Source organism: Nocardia sp. NPDC058633, assembly GCF_042717045.1.
In the GTDB taxonomy this organism is placed as follows: domain Bacteria; phylum Actinomycetota; class Actinomycetes; order Mycobacteriales; family Mycobacteriaceae; genus Nocardia.
On the sequence record NZ_JBHXRA010000011.1, the window covers coordinates 78,526 to 92,861 of the forward strand.

The window sequence follows — 14,336 nt, forward strand, 5'->3', positions numbered from 1 at the left end:
GGCGGTGGCGCCTACATTCCGTAGAGCTGACGGAGCTCGCTCTGGCCGCCGAACGGTTGCTCGTGAACCAGATACGTCCACGTCGACGTCGGCCGCCGCAGACCCGCGGCGTCGAGGTCCGCGCCGACGGCAGTGATGGTGATGCTGTGAAATGTCTGCTCCGTGCGCTCGGTGATGGCTGCTTCGATGTCTCGGAAAGCGGCGATGGCGGCCCGATGGAATTGGGTGAGTGGTCGCTCCCGGGCAAGCGCCCACAGATGGATGCCTTCCCGGAGTTCGGCGAGCATGGCCAGATGTTCGGCCCAGCACCGGTCCAGGTGAAAGAGCGCGATCTGCCGGGTTGCCTCGATCAGCGTGGGTTCGTCGACCGTCGCCGCCACCTCGGCCCAGCGGTCCGGGCAACTCTCGGCGAGGTCTCGGGCGGCGCGATCGGTCCGCAGCAATTCCTCGCGCCGCTCACCCAGGATCTTGCGATGCTGTGCGGTGAGCTGGTGGTAATGCCAGGTGTTGGCGTGGATTTCCAGATCGGCGCCCTCGGCGACCCGCTGGGCGTGGCGCACTCGATACTCGGGATCCTGATCCGTGCGCGGTGCGTGGCGCCGGACCAGATCGTCGTCGAGGCTGACGAAGAACACCGAACTCCCCGGATCGCCCTGTCGGCCCGCCCGGCCGCGGAGTTGATCATCGAGTCGCCTGCTGGTGTGTCGGGCGGTCCCGATCACGAAGAGCCCGCCGAGTTCGGCGATCCGATCGTGGTCGACGCCGTCGGTGCCACCGAGTCGGATATCGGTGCCACGTCCGGCCATTTGCGTCGACACCGTCACCGCCCCGAAAACCCCGGCCTCGGCGACGATCGCCGCTTCCTCGGCATCGTTCTTGGCGTTGAGAACCACGCAGGGCACGCCGAGCGCGGCCAGTTCGTCGGCCAGTCGCTCGGAGTCCGCCACGGCGGGGGTACCGACGAGAACCGGTCGTCCGGTGGCGTGCACCTGGGCGATCCGCTCGACGACGGCCGCGTTCTTCTCGGCCTGGGTGGGGTAGATCAGGTCCGGCTCGTCGATGCGCCGACACGGCTTGTTCGGCGGGATGACGGTCACCCGCAGGTCGTAGAACGTGCGTAGCTGCTCCCCGGCCGCCACCGCGGTGCCGCTCATGCCGCAGAGCCGCTGATAACGTCCGACCAGCGATTGGACGGTGAGGCTGTCCAGAATCTCACCGCCGGAACTGACTTCGATGGCTTCCTTCGCCTCCACCGCCGCCTGTAGGCCGTCCGGCCAGCGTTGCCGCTGCGCGACGCGGCCGCGGGACTGGTTGATCAAGCCGACCTTGCCGTCGCGCACCAGGTAGTCGACATCGCGATGCAGCAGCGCCTGCGCGTGCAGGGCCACATTCACCGCGGGCAGCATCGTGGCCACATGCTCGGCCGAGTACAGATCGATCCCACCGAGTGCCGACTCCACGACAACGGCTCCGGCCGGGGTCAACTCGACATTGCGACGTTGCTGATCGGTGCGATAGTGCTGCTCCGGCAGCAGCGATCGCACCACGGCCGCCATGTGCTGATCGGAACTCTCGGCCCCCGCCTGACCTGCCAGCACCAAGGGCACCAGCGCTTCGTCGATCAGCACCGAATCGGCCTCGTCGACCAGCAACACCATCGGTTCCGCTGCGACGAGCTCGGCCACGGTGGTGGCGGTGCGGTCGCGCAGGACGTCGAATCCGAATTCGCTGATCGCGGCGTAGGTGACATCGGCGGCGTAGGCCGCGCGCCGTTGCGTCGCGGTGGACGAGCTCACGATCCAGCCGACGCTCACCCCGAGCAGTCGGTACAGCGGCGCCATCCACTCCGCGTCACGTTGTGCGAGATGGTCGTTCACCGAGGCCACGTGCACCCGTTGCCCGCCACGGACATACCTCGCCGCCGCGATCGCCGCGGCCAGGGTCTTCCCCTCCCCGGTCGCCATCTCCACGACCTGTCCGCTCGACATCCAGGACGCGCCGAGCAACTGCACATCGAACGGGCGCATGCCGAGCGCGCGAACCGAAGCCTCGCGCGCCACCGCCAGGAACTCGGCTTCGTCCGCCTCGGCGACCACCGCCGCGAGTTCGCTGTCGGTGAGCGCGCTGACCCGCGTTTCGTGCTCGCGGGCGGTGGCGACGACGGCATCGCGACGCCGGGCCTCCTCGGCGACCCCCCGCCCCTGCAACAGTCGCCAGAAACCGTCTTGCCACGCGCGCCCCATCCCACCTGTCTACCAGCGCGAGCGCCGATCCCACCTCGGACGAACGCCGAACAGCGCATTCCCGCTCCCTTGTCAGGGGTTGCCCCGCTCCGTATATTCCATCTGGAATATTTGGTGTGGACCATGAAGCCGGTGGGAGGTGGCGCGGTGGGGCAGCCCGGTCGGAATGTGATGACGCCGTTGGCTATCGCGGTGCTCGCATTGCTCGACGAGCGGGCCATGCATCCGTACGAGATGTATCAACTGCTGATCGCTCGGCGGGGGGATCTGCTGGTCAAGGTGCGGCCGGGGTCGCTGTATCACGTGGTGGCCCGGCTGGCCGACGACGAGATGGTGGCGGCGGAGGGCGTCGGTCGGGCCGGGAATCGGCCCGAGCGGACCACCTATCGGATCACCGATTCCGGGCGTGCGGCGCTGCGGGGCCGGATCGCCGAGTTGTTGCGGATGCCGGTGCAGGAATATCCGATCTTCCGGGTGGCGTTGGCCGAAGCGCACACCCTTCCGAGGGAGCAGGTCCTCGCGTTGCTCGACGAGCGCGTGGAGTACCTGAGCCGGTCGCGGGCCGACATGGATGCGCTGCTGGACTGGACGCGCAGCCGTGCGGTCCCGCGGCGTTGTTACGTCGTCCTGGAATACATGCGCGCCACCCTCCACGCCGAACTCGCGTGGATCGAGAACTTCGCCGCCGAACTCGGCAGCGGTGCCGTGCCGTGGGAGCAGTTCGACCCCGACACCGGCGAACGCGTCACCGACGAGCAGACCAACGATGGGTCGAGTGGGGATCGTCTCGACGTCGCGCCCGGGCTCCGCTGGGCTGCCCGAAGCTGAATCCGACTCCCGAGATTGGAACGAATTCGATGACCACCCAACGCAATCCGTGGCTGGCGCTGTTCGCGCTGGTGGTCGGGTTCTTCATGATCCTGCTGGACATGACGATCGTCGCGGTCGCCAATCCGGCCATCATGACCGAGCTCAGCACCGATATCTCCAATGTCATCTGGGTCACCAGCGCCTACCTGCTCACCTATGCGGTGCCGCTGCTGGTCACCGGCCGTCTCGGCGACAAATTCGGGCCGAAGAACATCTACCTGATCGGCCTCGCCATCTTCACCGCCGCCTCGCTGTGGTGCGGTCTGTCCGGCAGCATCGGCATGCTGATCGCCGCCCGCGCGGCCCAGGGCATCGGCGCCGCGCTGATGACGCCGCAGACGATGGCCGTGATCACCCGAACCTTCGCGCCGGACAAGCGCGGCGCCGCGATGGGCCTGTGGGGCGGGGTCGCCGGGCTGGCGACGCTGATCGGCCCCATCCTCGGTGGGGTGCTGGTCGACAATCTCGGCTGGGAGTGGATCTTCTTCGTCAACGTGCCGGTCGGCGTCGTCGCGTTCGGGCTGGCCGTGTGGCTGGTGCCCGCGCTGCCGACCAACGACCACAAATTCGACATCGTCGGTGTCGTGCTCAGCGGAATCGGCATGCTCGCGCTGGTCTTCGGTATCCAGGAGGGCAATTCGCAGGACTGGTCGTTGCGGATCTGGCTGCTGATCGGCTTCGGTGTGGTGATGCTGGTGGTGTTCGTGATCAACCAGGCGCGCAACAGGGGCGAGCCGCTGGTGCCGCTGAGCCTGTTCCGGGACCGCAACTTCGCGCTGTCGAATCTGGCGATCGCCGCCATGGGCGCCGCGGTCACCTCGATGATGGTGCCGTCGTATTTCTATCTGCAGGCCGTGCGGGAGATGTCGCCGACCATGTCGGCGCTGGTCTTCGCTCCGATGGCGATCATCACCGGCTTGGCCGCGCCGTTCATCGGCAAGGTCTCGGACCGGTTGCCGCCCCGGCTGCTGCCGACCATCGGTTTCGTGCTGTTCGCAGGCTCGGTGGCTTCCTTCGGCGTGTTGATGAGCCCGGACTCGCCGATCATCTGGTTCCTGCTCGCCGCCGCGGTCGCGGGCCTGGCCAACGCCTGCATCTGGGCCCCGCTCGCCACGACCGCCACCCACAATCTGCCGGTCGCCCAGGCCGGCGCGGGCGCCGGTGTGTACAACACCACCCGCCAGGTCGGCTCGGTTCTCGGCAGCGCCGCGATCAGTGCCCTGATCGCCGCCCGACTGACCGCCAACGGCCTCGGCGGCGGCGGTCCCGTCGGCGAAGGCGCTGCCACCGGGCCCCTCCCGCCCCAGATCCTCGACGAATTCAGCACCTCGCTGGCCCAGTCGATGATCCTGCCCGCCGCGATCCTGGTGATCGGCGTCATCGCCTCCGCGCTGTTCGTCGGCCACGCGAAGTCGGCAGGCAAGGCCGCCGCCCGGGAGACCGTCGACGCGTCGACCTGATCACGCGGGCTGTTCGGTCAGCTCACCTGGACGGTGAGGGTGGGGTAGCCGGTGGCGCCGTCGGGGATCACGTCCTGTTCGACGGCGGTTTGCGGCGCGCCGGTGGTATCGGTGGTGCGGGCGCGCAGGGTGTGCTGGCCGGGAGTGGCCTCCCAGTCGTAGGTCCACTGGCGCCACGTGTCGACGGTGACCTCGGTGGACAGCCGGGCCGGGCGCCAGTCGCCGTCGTCGATCTGCACTTCGACCCCGGTGACGCCGCGATGTTGAGCCCACGCGACCCCAGCGATCACGGTGCGGCCCTGCGGGATTCGGCCGCGACCGCGGGGAGTGTCGATGCGGGTGCCGGTCTTGATCGGGCCCTGCGCCGACCAACCCCGGCGAGTCCAGTAGGCGGTGGCCTTGTCGAAGCGGGTGACCTCGAGTTCGGTGACCCATTTGGTGGCGGAGACGTAGCCGTAGAGACCCGGGACGACGAGGCGGGCGGGATAGCCGTGCTGGATCGGCAGGGGCTCGCCGTTCATGCCGATGGCGAGCAGGGCGTCGCGGCCGTCGGTGAGTACCGACAGGGGAGTGCCCGCGGTCCAGCCGTCCTCGCTGTGGGACAGCACCATGTCGGCGTCCGGGAGCGGGCGGGCCGCGGCGAGGAGTTCGTCGAGCCGGTAGCCGAGCCAGCGGGCGTTGCCGATGAGGTCGCCATTGATCGGGTTGGACACGCAGGCCAGGGTCACCAGGCTCTCGACCGGGGCTCGGCGCAGCAGATCGTCCCAGGTGAGGGTGATTTCCTGTTCGACCATGCCGTGGATCCGCAGCGACCAGGAGTCTGTGGACACCTGTGGAACGATCAGCGCGGTGTCGATGCGGTAGAAGTCGCTGTTGGGGGTGATGTAGGAGGTGAGTCCGGGCACCCGCAGATCGGCGTCCGGCGGTAGCGGCGGTAGCGGCGTCGCCGCCCGGGGCAGTTCGACGGTCGCGCGCTCGGCTGTCACATCACGGCGAGCACCGCCGAGGAGCCGACCCGCGAGCCCGGCTCCGAGCGCGAGCACCCCGGTCGCCGCGATACCGCCGAGCACCCGCCGCCGCCCGGCTCCGGCGATCGTCGCCTCGGTCTTCTGTGGTGGCACCGCGGTGTCCGGCGCCGATCGCGGCGACGCGGAGGCGTCGTCGATTCGCCCGGTCAGCCCTCGCAACACGAGAATTCCAGCGGCGGTACCGATCAGCGCGGGCAGCGCACCGGAGAATCCGCCGACCCGCCCGGCGCCGATGACAGCGGCGATCACGCCTAACACCGCGAACGCGACCGACCCGATCGGTCTGCCTGCCCGCTCCAGCACCCCGGCGACGCCCGCGACGACGACGGCGACGATCCCCATGCACACGAACAGCACGGCCTTGTCGTTGGTGCCGAAGGTCGAGATCGCCCACTCCCTGACCCCGTCGGGCGTGTGGTCGACAACGGTCGCGCCGAGCGCATACGCGGGCGCGCTCCCGGCCCCGCTGAACACCGCGACCAACTCCGCCACACCGAGTACCAGTGCCCCGGCCACGATCCCGGCCATCGCCCGCAACAACGCCATGGCCCGAGCCTACGTCGCGCCGGAATCGCCCTGGTGACCGATTTGTGACAGCCGAACCCGCCCCACGCACCGCCATCGAAAACTACACTGTGTAGTAGAAATGACCCCGCTCGGCAGGAGAGACCGATGACCGAGACAGCACCGGATTCGACACTGCGCGCCGCGACGGCGGTCTTCGCCGTCGCACTCCTGGTTCACGGCGCCGACCATCTACGCCGCGGCATGGACGTCACCTCGCCGCTGGTGAACGCCCTCGGCACCCTGCAAATCCTGTTCGCGCTGTTCACGGTGTTCCTGGTGGTGCGGCGCCATTCGGCGGCGCCACGGGCCGCGGTGTTCATCGGCTTCGCGAGCGCGGTGGGTTTCACGATCGTGCATCTGCTCCCGGACTGGTTCGGCCCACTCAGCGACAGCTTCATCAACGCCCCGGCGGCCGCCGGCGTCACCGGATTCTCTTGGTTCGCAGCACTGTTCGAGATCGCGGCCGATCTCGCGATCGCCGTCGCGGGTCTGCTGGTCCTACGATCGAGGCAGTTGAGCGTGGCCTGACCGGCGGCGCGAGCGGCGCGCCGAGGCGAGGCGAAGCATCGGCGAACGGTCGCGGTCGGTAGTCTGCGCGGCATGACAGCACGTTCCTTCTCGCGATTCGTGTCTGCAGTCTTCTTGGCAGCCGCGATTCCCCTGGTATCGCCCACCCACTCCGCCACCGCCGCGCCCTGTTCCGACATCGAGGTGGTGTTCGCTCGCGGCACCGCCGAACCCGGTGGCGAACTCGGCCTGACCGGCATTTCCTTCGTCGAAGCGCTACGCGCGAACGCGGGCGGACGTTCGATCGGCACCTACGGCGTCGACTACCCGGCCAGCAGCAACTTCGCCGACCGACTCGCCTTCGCGCACACCGTCGTGCAGGGGATCAGCGACGCGCAGCGGCGGGTCGAGTACCTCGCGGCGAACTGCCCCGGCTCCCGGATCGTGCTCGGCGGATACTCGCAGGGTGCGGCGCTGGCCGGGTTCGCGACCGGTGTCGACGTGCCCGAGGGTGTGCCGCCGGAGTACGAGATGTACCTGCCCGAACCGATGGCGCCCGAGGTGGCCGAGCATGTCGCGGCGGTCGCGCTGTTCGGCAAGCCGTCGGATCGTTTCATGCGCGATGCCGACGCGCCCGCGGTGTCGATCGGCGCGCCCTACAGGGACAAGACCATCGACCTGTGTGTCGCCGCGGACAACATCTGCGACGGATCCCCCCTCGCTCAACCCAATGCCCTGCACACCCTCTACGGCGTCAACGGAATGACTGTCACCGCGGCACAATTCGTGGTGCAACGACTCTGATCGCACGCTGCGCAAGGCCGGTCGCGGAGGCGCGACCGGCCTTGCGCGGTCTCAAGCCTGTTCCTTGTGGCGCTGGTAGTACCGGGCGACCCTGGCCCGGTTGCCGCAGCGGGCCGGAGAGCACCATTGGCGACGCGGGTGGGTGGCGACGAACAGCAGCACGCAGTCGTCGGCGGCGCATCGGCGGAGTTTGCCCATCGCGGGATCCGCGAGCAGCACGGCGGCGGCTTCGGCGAGGGCGGCAGCGGCCCTGACCCCGGCCGATCCGGTGCGGTGACGGTCGGTCGCCATGGCGGTACCGGTCCAGGTCGGGCGCAGAATCGCGGGCGCGGCCATCTGGGCCGCGATGAGCCCGCGCACAGCGGATTCCGGTGGTCGCCGACCGTCGCGCACGGCGTCGAGGGCAGCCGCGGTGTGGTCGCGGACGGCGTGGATCGCGAGCAGGTCGGCGGAAGTGGGGGTCGCGACGGCCAGGTCGGGTTCCCGTGCGGCCTGCGCGGTCAGCCAGTCCGCGAGCTGCGCGGGGCTGGCGAGTAGATCCGCGCCGAGCGGGCGGGTGTTGACCAGGTCCACGGCGAGCGGTTCGCCGATCATCGGAGTCGGTGCGGTCACCATCTAATGGTACATCTTCCCGTTGACGCATTAGCGGCTGCGCGGTATGACTAATGCATCAACTACGGATGAAAGCATGTGAAATGAGTGCAGTGCCCCGCATCGAACACCGCACCGTCGACATCGACGGGGTAGAGATCTTCTATCGGCAATCCGTGCCGAGCGTTCCCGACGCTCCGGTTCTACTTCTGCTGCACGGGTTTCCGACGGCCTCGCATCAGTTCCGCACCCTGATGCACACGCTGGGCGAGCGCTATCGGCTCATCGCCCCCGACTATCCCGGGTTCGGATATACCAGTGCGCCAGATGATTTCGACTACACCTTCGATCGGCTCGCCGACACGATCGCCGCCTTCGTCGCGCGAATCGGCCTCCACCGGTTCGCGATGTACCTGTTCGACTTCGGTGCGCCCGTGGGCTTCCGGCTCGCCCACCGCATGCCGGACCGGATCGCCGGCTTGGTCGTGCAGAACGGCAACGCCTACGAGGCCGGACTCTCCGACGGTGCGAGGGAGTTCATCGCGCTGCGCCCGGATCAGGAGAACGCGCAGGACACGATCCGTGGCCTGTTCACCCTGGCGGGGACTCGCGGTCAATACGAACACGGCGTGCCCGATCCCGCTGTGCTCTCGCCCGACAGCTGGACGCTGGACAAGCACTTCCTCGACCTGCCGGGCCGCGAACAAGCCCAGCTGTCGCTGGCCTTCGACTACAAGTCCAATGTCGAGGCCTACCCGGCCTGGCAGCGCTGGCTGCGCGAGCACACCCCGCCGACCCTGATCGTCTGGGGAGCCGACGACCCGTTCTTCCCGGCGCCCGGCGCCCACGCCTACCTGGCCGATCTGCCGGCCGCGCAGCTGCACCTGTTCGACACCGGCCACTTCGCTCTCGAAACCCACTTGGCCGAGATCGCCCCGCTGATCGCGGACTTCCTCGCGCGCCTGGCACCCTGAACAGGCGAAAGGCCGGTTGCGGATGCGCAACCGGCCTTTCGAACAGCGAGGATCAGGAGTAGATCTTGTCTACTTCACCCGCGTACTGCTTCATGACGACGGCGCGCTTGAGCGACATCTTCGGGGTGAGCTCGCCACCCTCCTGGGTCCAGTCGACCGGGAGGATGCGGATCTTCTTGATCGCCTCGGCCTTGGAGACCTTGCTGTTGGTCTCGTCGATCGCGGCCTGCACCTCGGCGACGAGCGTCGGGTTCTCGATCAGGGTCTCGATCGCGGTGTCGGCGGCGACGCCGTTGCGATCCTTCCAGCCCGGCAGGGCTTCCGGGTCGAGGGTGACCAGCGCGCCGATGAAGGGCTGGCCGTCACCGACGACCATGACCTGGCTGATCAGCGGGTGTGCGCGCAGGGAGTCCTCGAGGATCGCGGGGGAGACGTTCTTGCCGCCCGCGGTGACCAGGATTTCCTTCTTGCGGCCGGTGATGGTGACGAAGCCGTCGGCGTCGATGGCACCCAGGTCGCCGGTCTTGAACCAGCCGTCGACGAAGGATTCCTCGGTGGCCTCGGCGTTGCCCCAGTAGCCGTCGAACACGACCGAGCCCTTGAGCAGCAGTTCGCCGTCCTCGGCGATCTTGGCCGCGTGGCCCTGGATCGGACGACCCACCGAGCCGACCCGGATGAACTGCGCGGTGTTGACGGTGAACGCGGCGGTGGTCTCGGTCAGGCCGTAGCCCTCGTAGATCGTCACGCCGGCGCCACGGAAGAAGTGACCCAGGCGCGCGCCCAGCGGCCCGCCACCGGAGACCGCGGCCAGGCACTGCCCACCGAGGGCGGCACGCAGCTTGCTGTAGACCAGCTTGTCGAACACGAAGTGCTTGAGCTTGAGCAGCAGGTCGGGGCCGCCCTTGGTCTCGAGCGCCGTGCTGTAGGCGATAGCGGTCTCGGCCGCGGCGTCGAAGATCTTGCCCTTGCCGCCGTCGTGCGCCTTCTGCTTGGCGGAGTTGAACACCTTCTCGAACACCCGAGGCACCGAGAGGATGAAGTCCGGCTTGAAGTCACCGAACTGCTCGACCAGCGTGGTCCAGTCCGAGCTGTGGCGGATGATCACCTTGGAATCGAAGGCGATCAGCGCCACCGCGCGGGCGAACACGTGCGCCAGCGGCAGGAACAGCAGGGTCTTCTGGCCCTCGGAGACGAAAGCGCTGAGCTCGATGCCGCCCGAACGCGATTCCGCGTAGAGGTTGGCGTGGGTCAGCTGCACGCCCTTGGGGCGGCCGGTGGTGCCCGAGGTGTAGATCAGGGTGGCGGGCGAGGCCGCGCCGACCTGCTTGCGACGCTCGTGCACGACCGAATCGTCCAGTTCGGCGCCGCGCTCGGTGAGCGTGTCGATGGCGCCGCCGTCGATCTGCAGGGTCTCGGCCAGCGCGGGCAGCGAACCGGCCTCGATCTCCTCGATCGTGGCACGGTGCTTGTCGTTCTCGACGACCAGCAGCTTGGTCTCGGAATCCTGCAGGATCCACTTGGCCTGCTCGGCGGCCGAGCTGTCGTAGATCGCGACGGTCACGCCGCCGGCGGCCCAGATCGCGAAGTCGAGCAGCGACCACTCGTAGCGGGTGGCCGCCATGATCGCGACGCGGTCGCCCAGTTCGATGCCGGAGGCGATCAGCCCTTTGGCCACGCCGGTGACGGCCTTCGCGAACTGTGCTGCCGTGACGTCATTCCAGCCGCCGCTGCCGTTCGGGACGTTGAACAACACCGTATTCGGCGTCTCTTCGCCGAAGCGGAAGACGTTGTCGGAATTGTTCGCATCGTCCGGGATGGTGTAGGAAGCCGGAACTTCGAACTCTCGCATCTGTGCCCTTCCAGTGGGTTCTACTCGCCAGTAATCTACGACACGTTCGAGCGGGTCGCGATATCGCCGCCCGAATTGCCCGTCACCAGGCCTTATCGTAAATCGTTGATCGATACCGGCTGAATTGCTTCTCGCAGGAATTCCGCGAGTTCGCTGAGTGCCGTCGCCGCCTCGGTGACCAGCGCGGCTTGCAGTTGCGCGACGTGCCAGAGGCCGCGGGTTTCGGTGAAGCGCACGTGCACGCCCGCTCCACGCAAGGCTGAGACGAGCTTGCAACACTGGTCGTGCAGGAGTTCGCTCACATCGACCTGCACATAGGTGGGTGGCAGGCCGATCAGGTCGCCCGAGAGCGGGGCGTAACCCACTTCGGTCGCTGCGGCGTCGCCGAGGTAGTAGGCGGCGCACGCCTGTGACCACGCCCGGTTGATCACCAGGTCGCGGTCCTTGCTCGGCACCTCGGTGGGGTCGACCCACGGTGCGATGAGGCCCAGTGCGGCGGGCGTCATCTGATGCCGTTCGATCAGGCGCTGGGCCAGGGCCATCGACAGGCCGCCGCCCGCCGAATCACCGGCCAGGCAGATCTGATCGGGTCGGTAGCCGACATTGCCGACCAGGTCCAAAAACGCCGCCTCGGCGTCGTCGAGACCGGCCGGGAACGGGTGCTCCGGTGCCAGCCGGTAGTCCAGGGAGTACACCGCGCACGAGGTCTCGCGCGCGAGCCTGGCCACCAGCGAACGGTGCGTGGCGATCGAGCCGACCACGTAACCCCCGCCGTGCAGGTACAGGATCGCGCCCGCGGCACGCTCGGGTGGGACCGCCCGGGTACGCGAACCCGGAATGGCGGTTTCGGCGATCACTCGTTCGGCGGGCCGGCCACCCAGCTGCAGGTGCTGCACGACGGCGCCGTCGGGCATCAGCTGCAACCGGGAGACCGCGTCGAGCAGAACGCGCTGCACCACCACCGGTAGCCGCGCGTTCAACGTCACCCGGAACACCGGGTCGAGCAGAGTGCGGGCGATCGGTAGCGGAATCTTGAACTCGCGCATGGAGTTTCCTGGATCTCGAGGGTGTCAGTGAGGCATGAAGCGGCCGTTGACCACGGCCGAGATCCGGTTGTAGCCGGAGGCGAGGAATCGCACGCTCACGTCGAGCACCTTGGCCTCCCAGCCGATCAGCACGCGGGCGTGGCCCTTGCGCACACCCTCGGTGATGGTCTGCGCGGCCATCTCCGGGCTGTGAATCGCGAGGTACTTGTCGAACAGTGAGGCGGTGTTGGCGCCGTCCATGCCCTCGGCGTAGGTGGCGTTGCGGGCGACGGCGGTCTTGATGCCGCCGGGGTGCACACAGGTGACCTTGACGGGCGCCTTGGCGACCCGCATCTCCTGGTACAGGGCCTCGGTGAAGCCGCGCACCGCGAACTTGGCCGAGTTGTAGGCCGCCTGGCCGGGCACGGTGACCAGGCCGAAGAGGCTGGACACATTGACGACGTGGCCGTCGCCGGACTCGATCAACATCGGCAGGAACGCCTTGGTGCCGTTGACGACACCCCAGAAGTCCACATCCATGATGCGTTCGATGTCTTTGAACTCGGTCTTGATCACGTCACCGTGGTAGGCGATGCCCGCGTTGTTGTAGATCTGGTGCACGACACCGAAGTGCGCCTTCACCTGATCGGCGTAGAGCAGGAACGACTCACGCTCGGCCACATTGAGCCGGTCGGACTTGACCTGCGCGCCCAGCTTCTCGCAGGAGGCGACGGTCTGGGCCAGGCCCTCGGCGTCGATGTCGGAGAGTGCGAGCTTGGCGCCCCGCGCGGCCAGGTTCTCGGCCAGCGCTCGGCCGATACCGGAGCCCGCGCCGGTGATCACGCATACCTTGTTCGTGAAGTAAGCATCTTTGCTCACTGAGCTGCCACCACTTTCAGATCGGCGTCTGCGGTTGTCGTAGTGTAGGCATCGGCATCGAAATGCCTTGTCAGCCTACGGAATTCGAAGGTGAAGTCCGGCCACAACGTGGTGTTGTTGCCGTGCTTGTCCAGATACCAGCTGGCGCAGCCGCCAGTGTTCCAGACGGTCTTGCCCAACTTGTCCTGCAGGTCGGCGTTGTAGGCATGCTGCGCGTCTTCGCGCACCTCGACCGTGCGCAGGCCCTGCTTGTCGATGGTCGCCAGCGCATCGCTGACGTAGTTGATCTGCGATTCGATCATGTAGACCATCGAGGTGTGGCCCAGGCCCACGTTCGGGCCGACCAGGAAGAACATGTTGGGGAAGTTGGCGATGGCCGAGCCCTTGTAGGCCTGCTGGCCGATCTCGTCGAACACCTCGGCCAGCGTGCGCCCGTCGCGCCCGACCATGGCGTTGTAGGTCGGTGAGTCGGTGACGTGGAAGCCGGTGGCCACGATCAGCGCGTCGATGTCGCGCTCGGTGCCGTCGGCGGTGACGATCGAACCCGGCTTCACCTCGGCGATGCCGTCGGTGATCACGTCGACATTGTCGCGATCCAGCGCGGGGTAGTACTCGTTGGAGATCAGCATGCGCTTGCAGCCGATCCGGTAGTTCGGGGTGACCTTCTTGCGCAGTTCGGGATCGCGGATCTCGATCTGCAGCTTGGCGCGCGAGAGGGCCTCGAAGGCCTTCATCAGCACGGGGAAGCGGGTCAGGCCGACGACCTGGGTCTCGCGGGCGGCGTAGATGGCCGCGCGCGAGAGCCGCTGCACCGCGGGGATGTGCTTGAACGCCAGGCGCTCGGGCAGCAGGTACGGGCGGTCCATGCGCGGCAGCAGCCACGGCGCGGTGCGCTGGTAGACGTCGAGCGTGGCGACCTTGCTCGCGATGGCGGGCACGATCTGGATCGAGGAGGCGCCGGTGCCGATCACCGCGACGCGCTTGCCGGTGAGGTCGGCGTCGTGGTTCCAGCGGGCGGAGTGGAAGATCTCGCCCTCGAAGTCGTTGATGCCCTTGATGTCGGGCAGCGCGGGCTCGCACAGCGCGCCGACCGCGGAGACCACGGTGTCGGCGGTGAACTCGCCCTGGGTGGAGCTGATCTCCCACCGCGCGTCCACGTCGTTCCAGCGGATGGCCTGCACATCGCAGTCGAAGACGTGCCGGTCGAGCACGTCGTAGCGCTCGGCGACACCCTTGATGTAGGCCTGGATCTCGCCCTGCTTGGAGAACGAGCGGGTCCAGTCCGGGTTCGGCGCGAACGAATACGAGTACAGGTGCGAGGGCACGTCGCAGGCAGCACCGGGGTAGGTGTTGTCGCGCCAGGTGCCGCCGACTTCGCTGCCACGCTCGAGCACGAGGAAATCCTCGCGACCCTGCTGACGCAGGCGAATGGCCAGACCGAGCCCGGCGAACCCGCTGCCGACGATGATCGTCTTGACGTGGCGGACACCTGCTCGGGGTTCGACAACTTTGTCTGTAACCTTGCGACTCATGTAATGC

12 protein-coding genes are annotated in these 14,336 nt (G+C 67.8%); 5 read left to right on the forward strand and 7 right to left on the reverse strand.

Annotated elements, in window-relative coordinates; translation table 11 throughout:
• Positions 1-11: 11 nt before the first annotated feature.
• Complete coding sequence (secA2, locus tag ACFWUR_RS16440; protein ID WP_378907671.1) at positions 12-2,243, reverse strand: accessory Sec system translocase SecA2; 2,232 nt, start codon at positions 2,241-2,243, stop codon at positions 12-14.
• A 123-nt stretch (positions 2,244-2,366) separates the two neighbouring features.
• On the opposite strand from secA2, the gene ACFWUR_RS16445 reads away from it, so the two are divergent.
• Together ACFWUR_RS16445 and ACFWUR_RS16450 are read left to right on the forward strand one after the other, a co-directional pair.
• Positions 2,367-3,071, forward strand: a complete 705-nt coding sequence (locus ACFWUR_RS16445) for a PadR family transcriptional regulator (protein WP_378907672.1) — start codon at positions 2,367-2,369, stop codon at positions 3,069-3,071.
• Between the two features lie 29 nt (positions 3,072-3,100).
• Positions 3,101-4,573 (forward strand): DHA2 family efflux MFS transporter permease subunit, encoded by a 1,473-nt coding sequence (locus ACFWUR_RS16450; protein ID WP_378907673.1) that lies wholly within the window; start codon positions 3,101-3,103, stop codon positions 4,571-4,573.
• Positions 4,574-4,590: 17 nt separating this feature from the next.
• Here the strand turns inward: ACFWUR_RS16450 and ACFWUR_RS16455 are convergent, their stop codons facing one another.
• Positions 4,591-6,147, reverse strand: coding sequence for a molybdopterin-dependent oxidoreductase (locus ACFWUR_RS16455; protein WP_378907674.1), 1,557 nt, complete (start codon positions 6,145-6,147; stop codon positions 4,591-4,593).
• Between the two features lie 126 nt (positions 6,148-6,273).
• On the opposite strand from ACFWUR_RS16455, the gene ACFWUR_RS16460 reads away from it, so the two are divergent.
• Both ACFWUR_RS16460 and ACFWUR_RS16465 read left to right on the forward strand, forming a co-directional pair.
• The gene (locus ACFWUR_RS16460; RefSeq protein ID WP_378907675.1) at positions 6,274-6,696 is read left to right on the forward strand and encodes a hypothetical protein; all 423 of its coding nucleotides are present in this window, start codon (positions 6,274-6,276) and stop codon (positions 6,694-6,696) included.
• A 72-nt stretch (positions 6,697-6,768) separates the two neighbouring features.
• A complete protein-coding gene (locus tag ACFWUR_RS16465; protein WP_378907678.1) occupies positions 6,769-7,479 on the forward strand; it encodes a cutinase family protein in 711 nt (236 codons plus the stop codon).
• Between the two features lie 51 nt (positions 7,480-7,530).
• Here the strand turns inward: ACFWUR_RS16465 and ACFWUR_RS16470 are convergent, their stop codons facing one another.
• Positions 7,531-8,091 carry a CGNR zinc finger domain-containing protein gene (locus ACFWUR_RS16470; protein WP_378907681.1) on the reverse strand — a complete coding sequence of 187 codons (561 nt, stop codon included), beginning with the start codon at positions 8,089-8,091 and terminating at the stop codon, positions 7,531-7,533.
• An 83-nt stretch (positions 8,092-8,174) separates the two neighbouring features.
• On the opposite strand from ACFWUR_RS16470, the gene ACFWUR_RS16475 reads away from it, so the two are divergent.
• Entirely contained in the window at positions 8,175-9,044 is an 870-nt protein-coding gene (locus tag ACFWUR_RS16475; RefSeq protein ID WP_378907684.1) for an alpha/beta fold hydrolase, read from the forward strand.
• A 52-nt stretch (positions 9,045-9,096) separates the two neighbouring features.
• Here ACFWUR_RS16475 and ACFWUR_RS16480 read toward each other — a convergent pair whose 3' ends face one another.
• The 4 genes from ACFWUR_RS16480 to ACFWUR_RS16495 form a co-directional block, all read right to left on the reverse strand.
• Positions 9,097-10,893, reverse strand: coding sequence for an AMP-dependent synthetase/ligase (locus ACFWUR_RS16480; protein WP_378907686.1), 1,797 nt, complete (start codon positions 10,891-10,893; stop codon positions 9,097-9,099).
• Between the two features lie 92 nt (positions 10,894-10,985).
• A complete protein-coding gene (locus ACFWUR_RS16485; protein WP_378907689.1) occupies positions 10,986-11,939 on the reverse strand; it encodes an alpha/beta hydrolase in 954 nt (317 codons plus the stop codon).
• 24 nt (positions 11,940-11,963) lie between these two features.
• Positions 11,964-12,797 carry an SDR family NAD(P)-dependent oxidoreductase gene (locus ACFWUR_RS16490; protein ID WP_378907692.1) on the reverse strand — a complete coding sequence of 278 codons (834 nt, stop codon included), beginning with the start codon at positions 12,795-12,797 and terminating at the stop codon, positions 11,964-11,966.
• Positions 12,794-14,329 (reverse strand): flavin-containing monooxygenase, encoded by a 1,536-nt coding sequence (locus tag ACFWUR_RS16495; RefSeq protein WP_378907694.1) that lies wholly within the window; start codon positions 14,327-14,329, stop codon positions 12,794-12,796. Before ACFWUR_RS16495 ends, ACFWUR_RS16490 begins: the two co-directional genes overlap by 4 nt.
• Positions 14,330-14,336: the final 7 nt, after the last annotated feature.

Excerpts from the sequence above, each read along its gene's own strand:
- ACFWUR_RS16485 (WP_378907689.1), bottom strand. The coding sequence starts at position 11,939 with ATGCGCGAGTTCAAGATTCCGCTACCGATCGCCCGCACTCTGCTCGAC.
- ACFWUR_RS16460 (WP_378907675.1), top strand. The coding sequence starts at position 6,274 with ATGACCGAGACAGCACCGGATTCGACACTGCGCGCCGCGACGGCGGTC.
- ACFWUR_RS16495 (WP_378907694.1), bottom strand. The coding sequence starts at position 14,329 with ATGAGTCGCAAGGTTACAGACAAAGTTGTCGAACCCCGAGCAGGTGTC.
- ACFWUR_RS16475 (WP_378907684.1), top strand. The coding sequence starts at position 8,175 with ATGAGTGCAGTGCCCCGCATCGAACACCGCACCGTCGACATCGACGGG.
- ACFWUR_RS16450 (WP_378907673.1), top strand. The coding sequence starts at position 3,101 with ATGACCACCCAACGCAATCCGTGGCTGGCGCTGTTCGCGCTGGTGGTC.
- ACFWUR_RS16445 (WP_378907672.1), top strand. The coding sequence starts at position 2,367 with ATGAAGCCGGTGGGAGGTGGCGCGGTGGGGCAGCCCGGTCGGAATGTG.
- secA2 (WP_378907671.1), bottom strand. The coding sequence starts at position 2,243 with ATGGGGCGCGCGTGGCAAGACGGTTTCTGGCGACTGTTGCAGGGGCGG.
- ACFWUR_RS16480 (WP_378907686.1), bottom strand. The coding sequence starts at position 10,893 with ATGCGAGAGTTCGAAGTTCCGGCTTCCTACACCATCCCGGACGATGCG.
- ACFWUR_RS16465 (WP_378907678.1), top strand. The coding sequence starts at position 6,769 with ATGACAGCACGTTCCTTCTCGCGATTCGTGTCTGCAGTCTTCTTGGCA.
- ACFWUR_RS16455 (WP_378907674.1), bottom strand. The coding sequence starts at position 6,147 with ATGGCGTTGTTGCGGGCGATGGCCGGGATCGTGGCCGGGGCACTGGTA.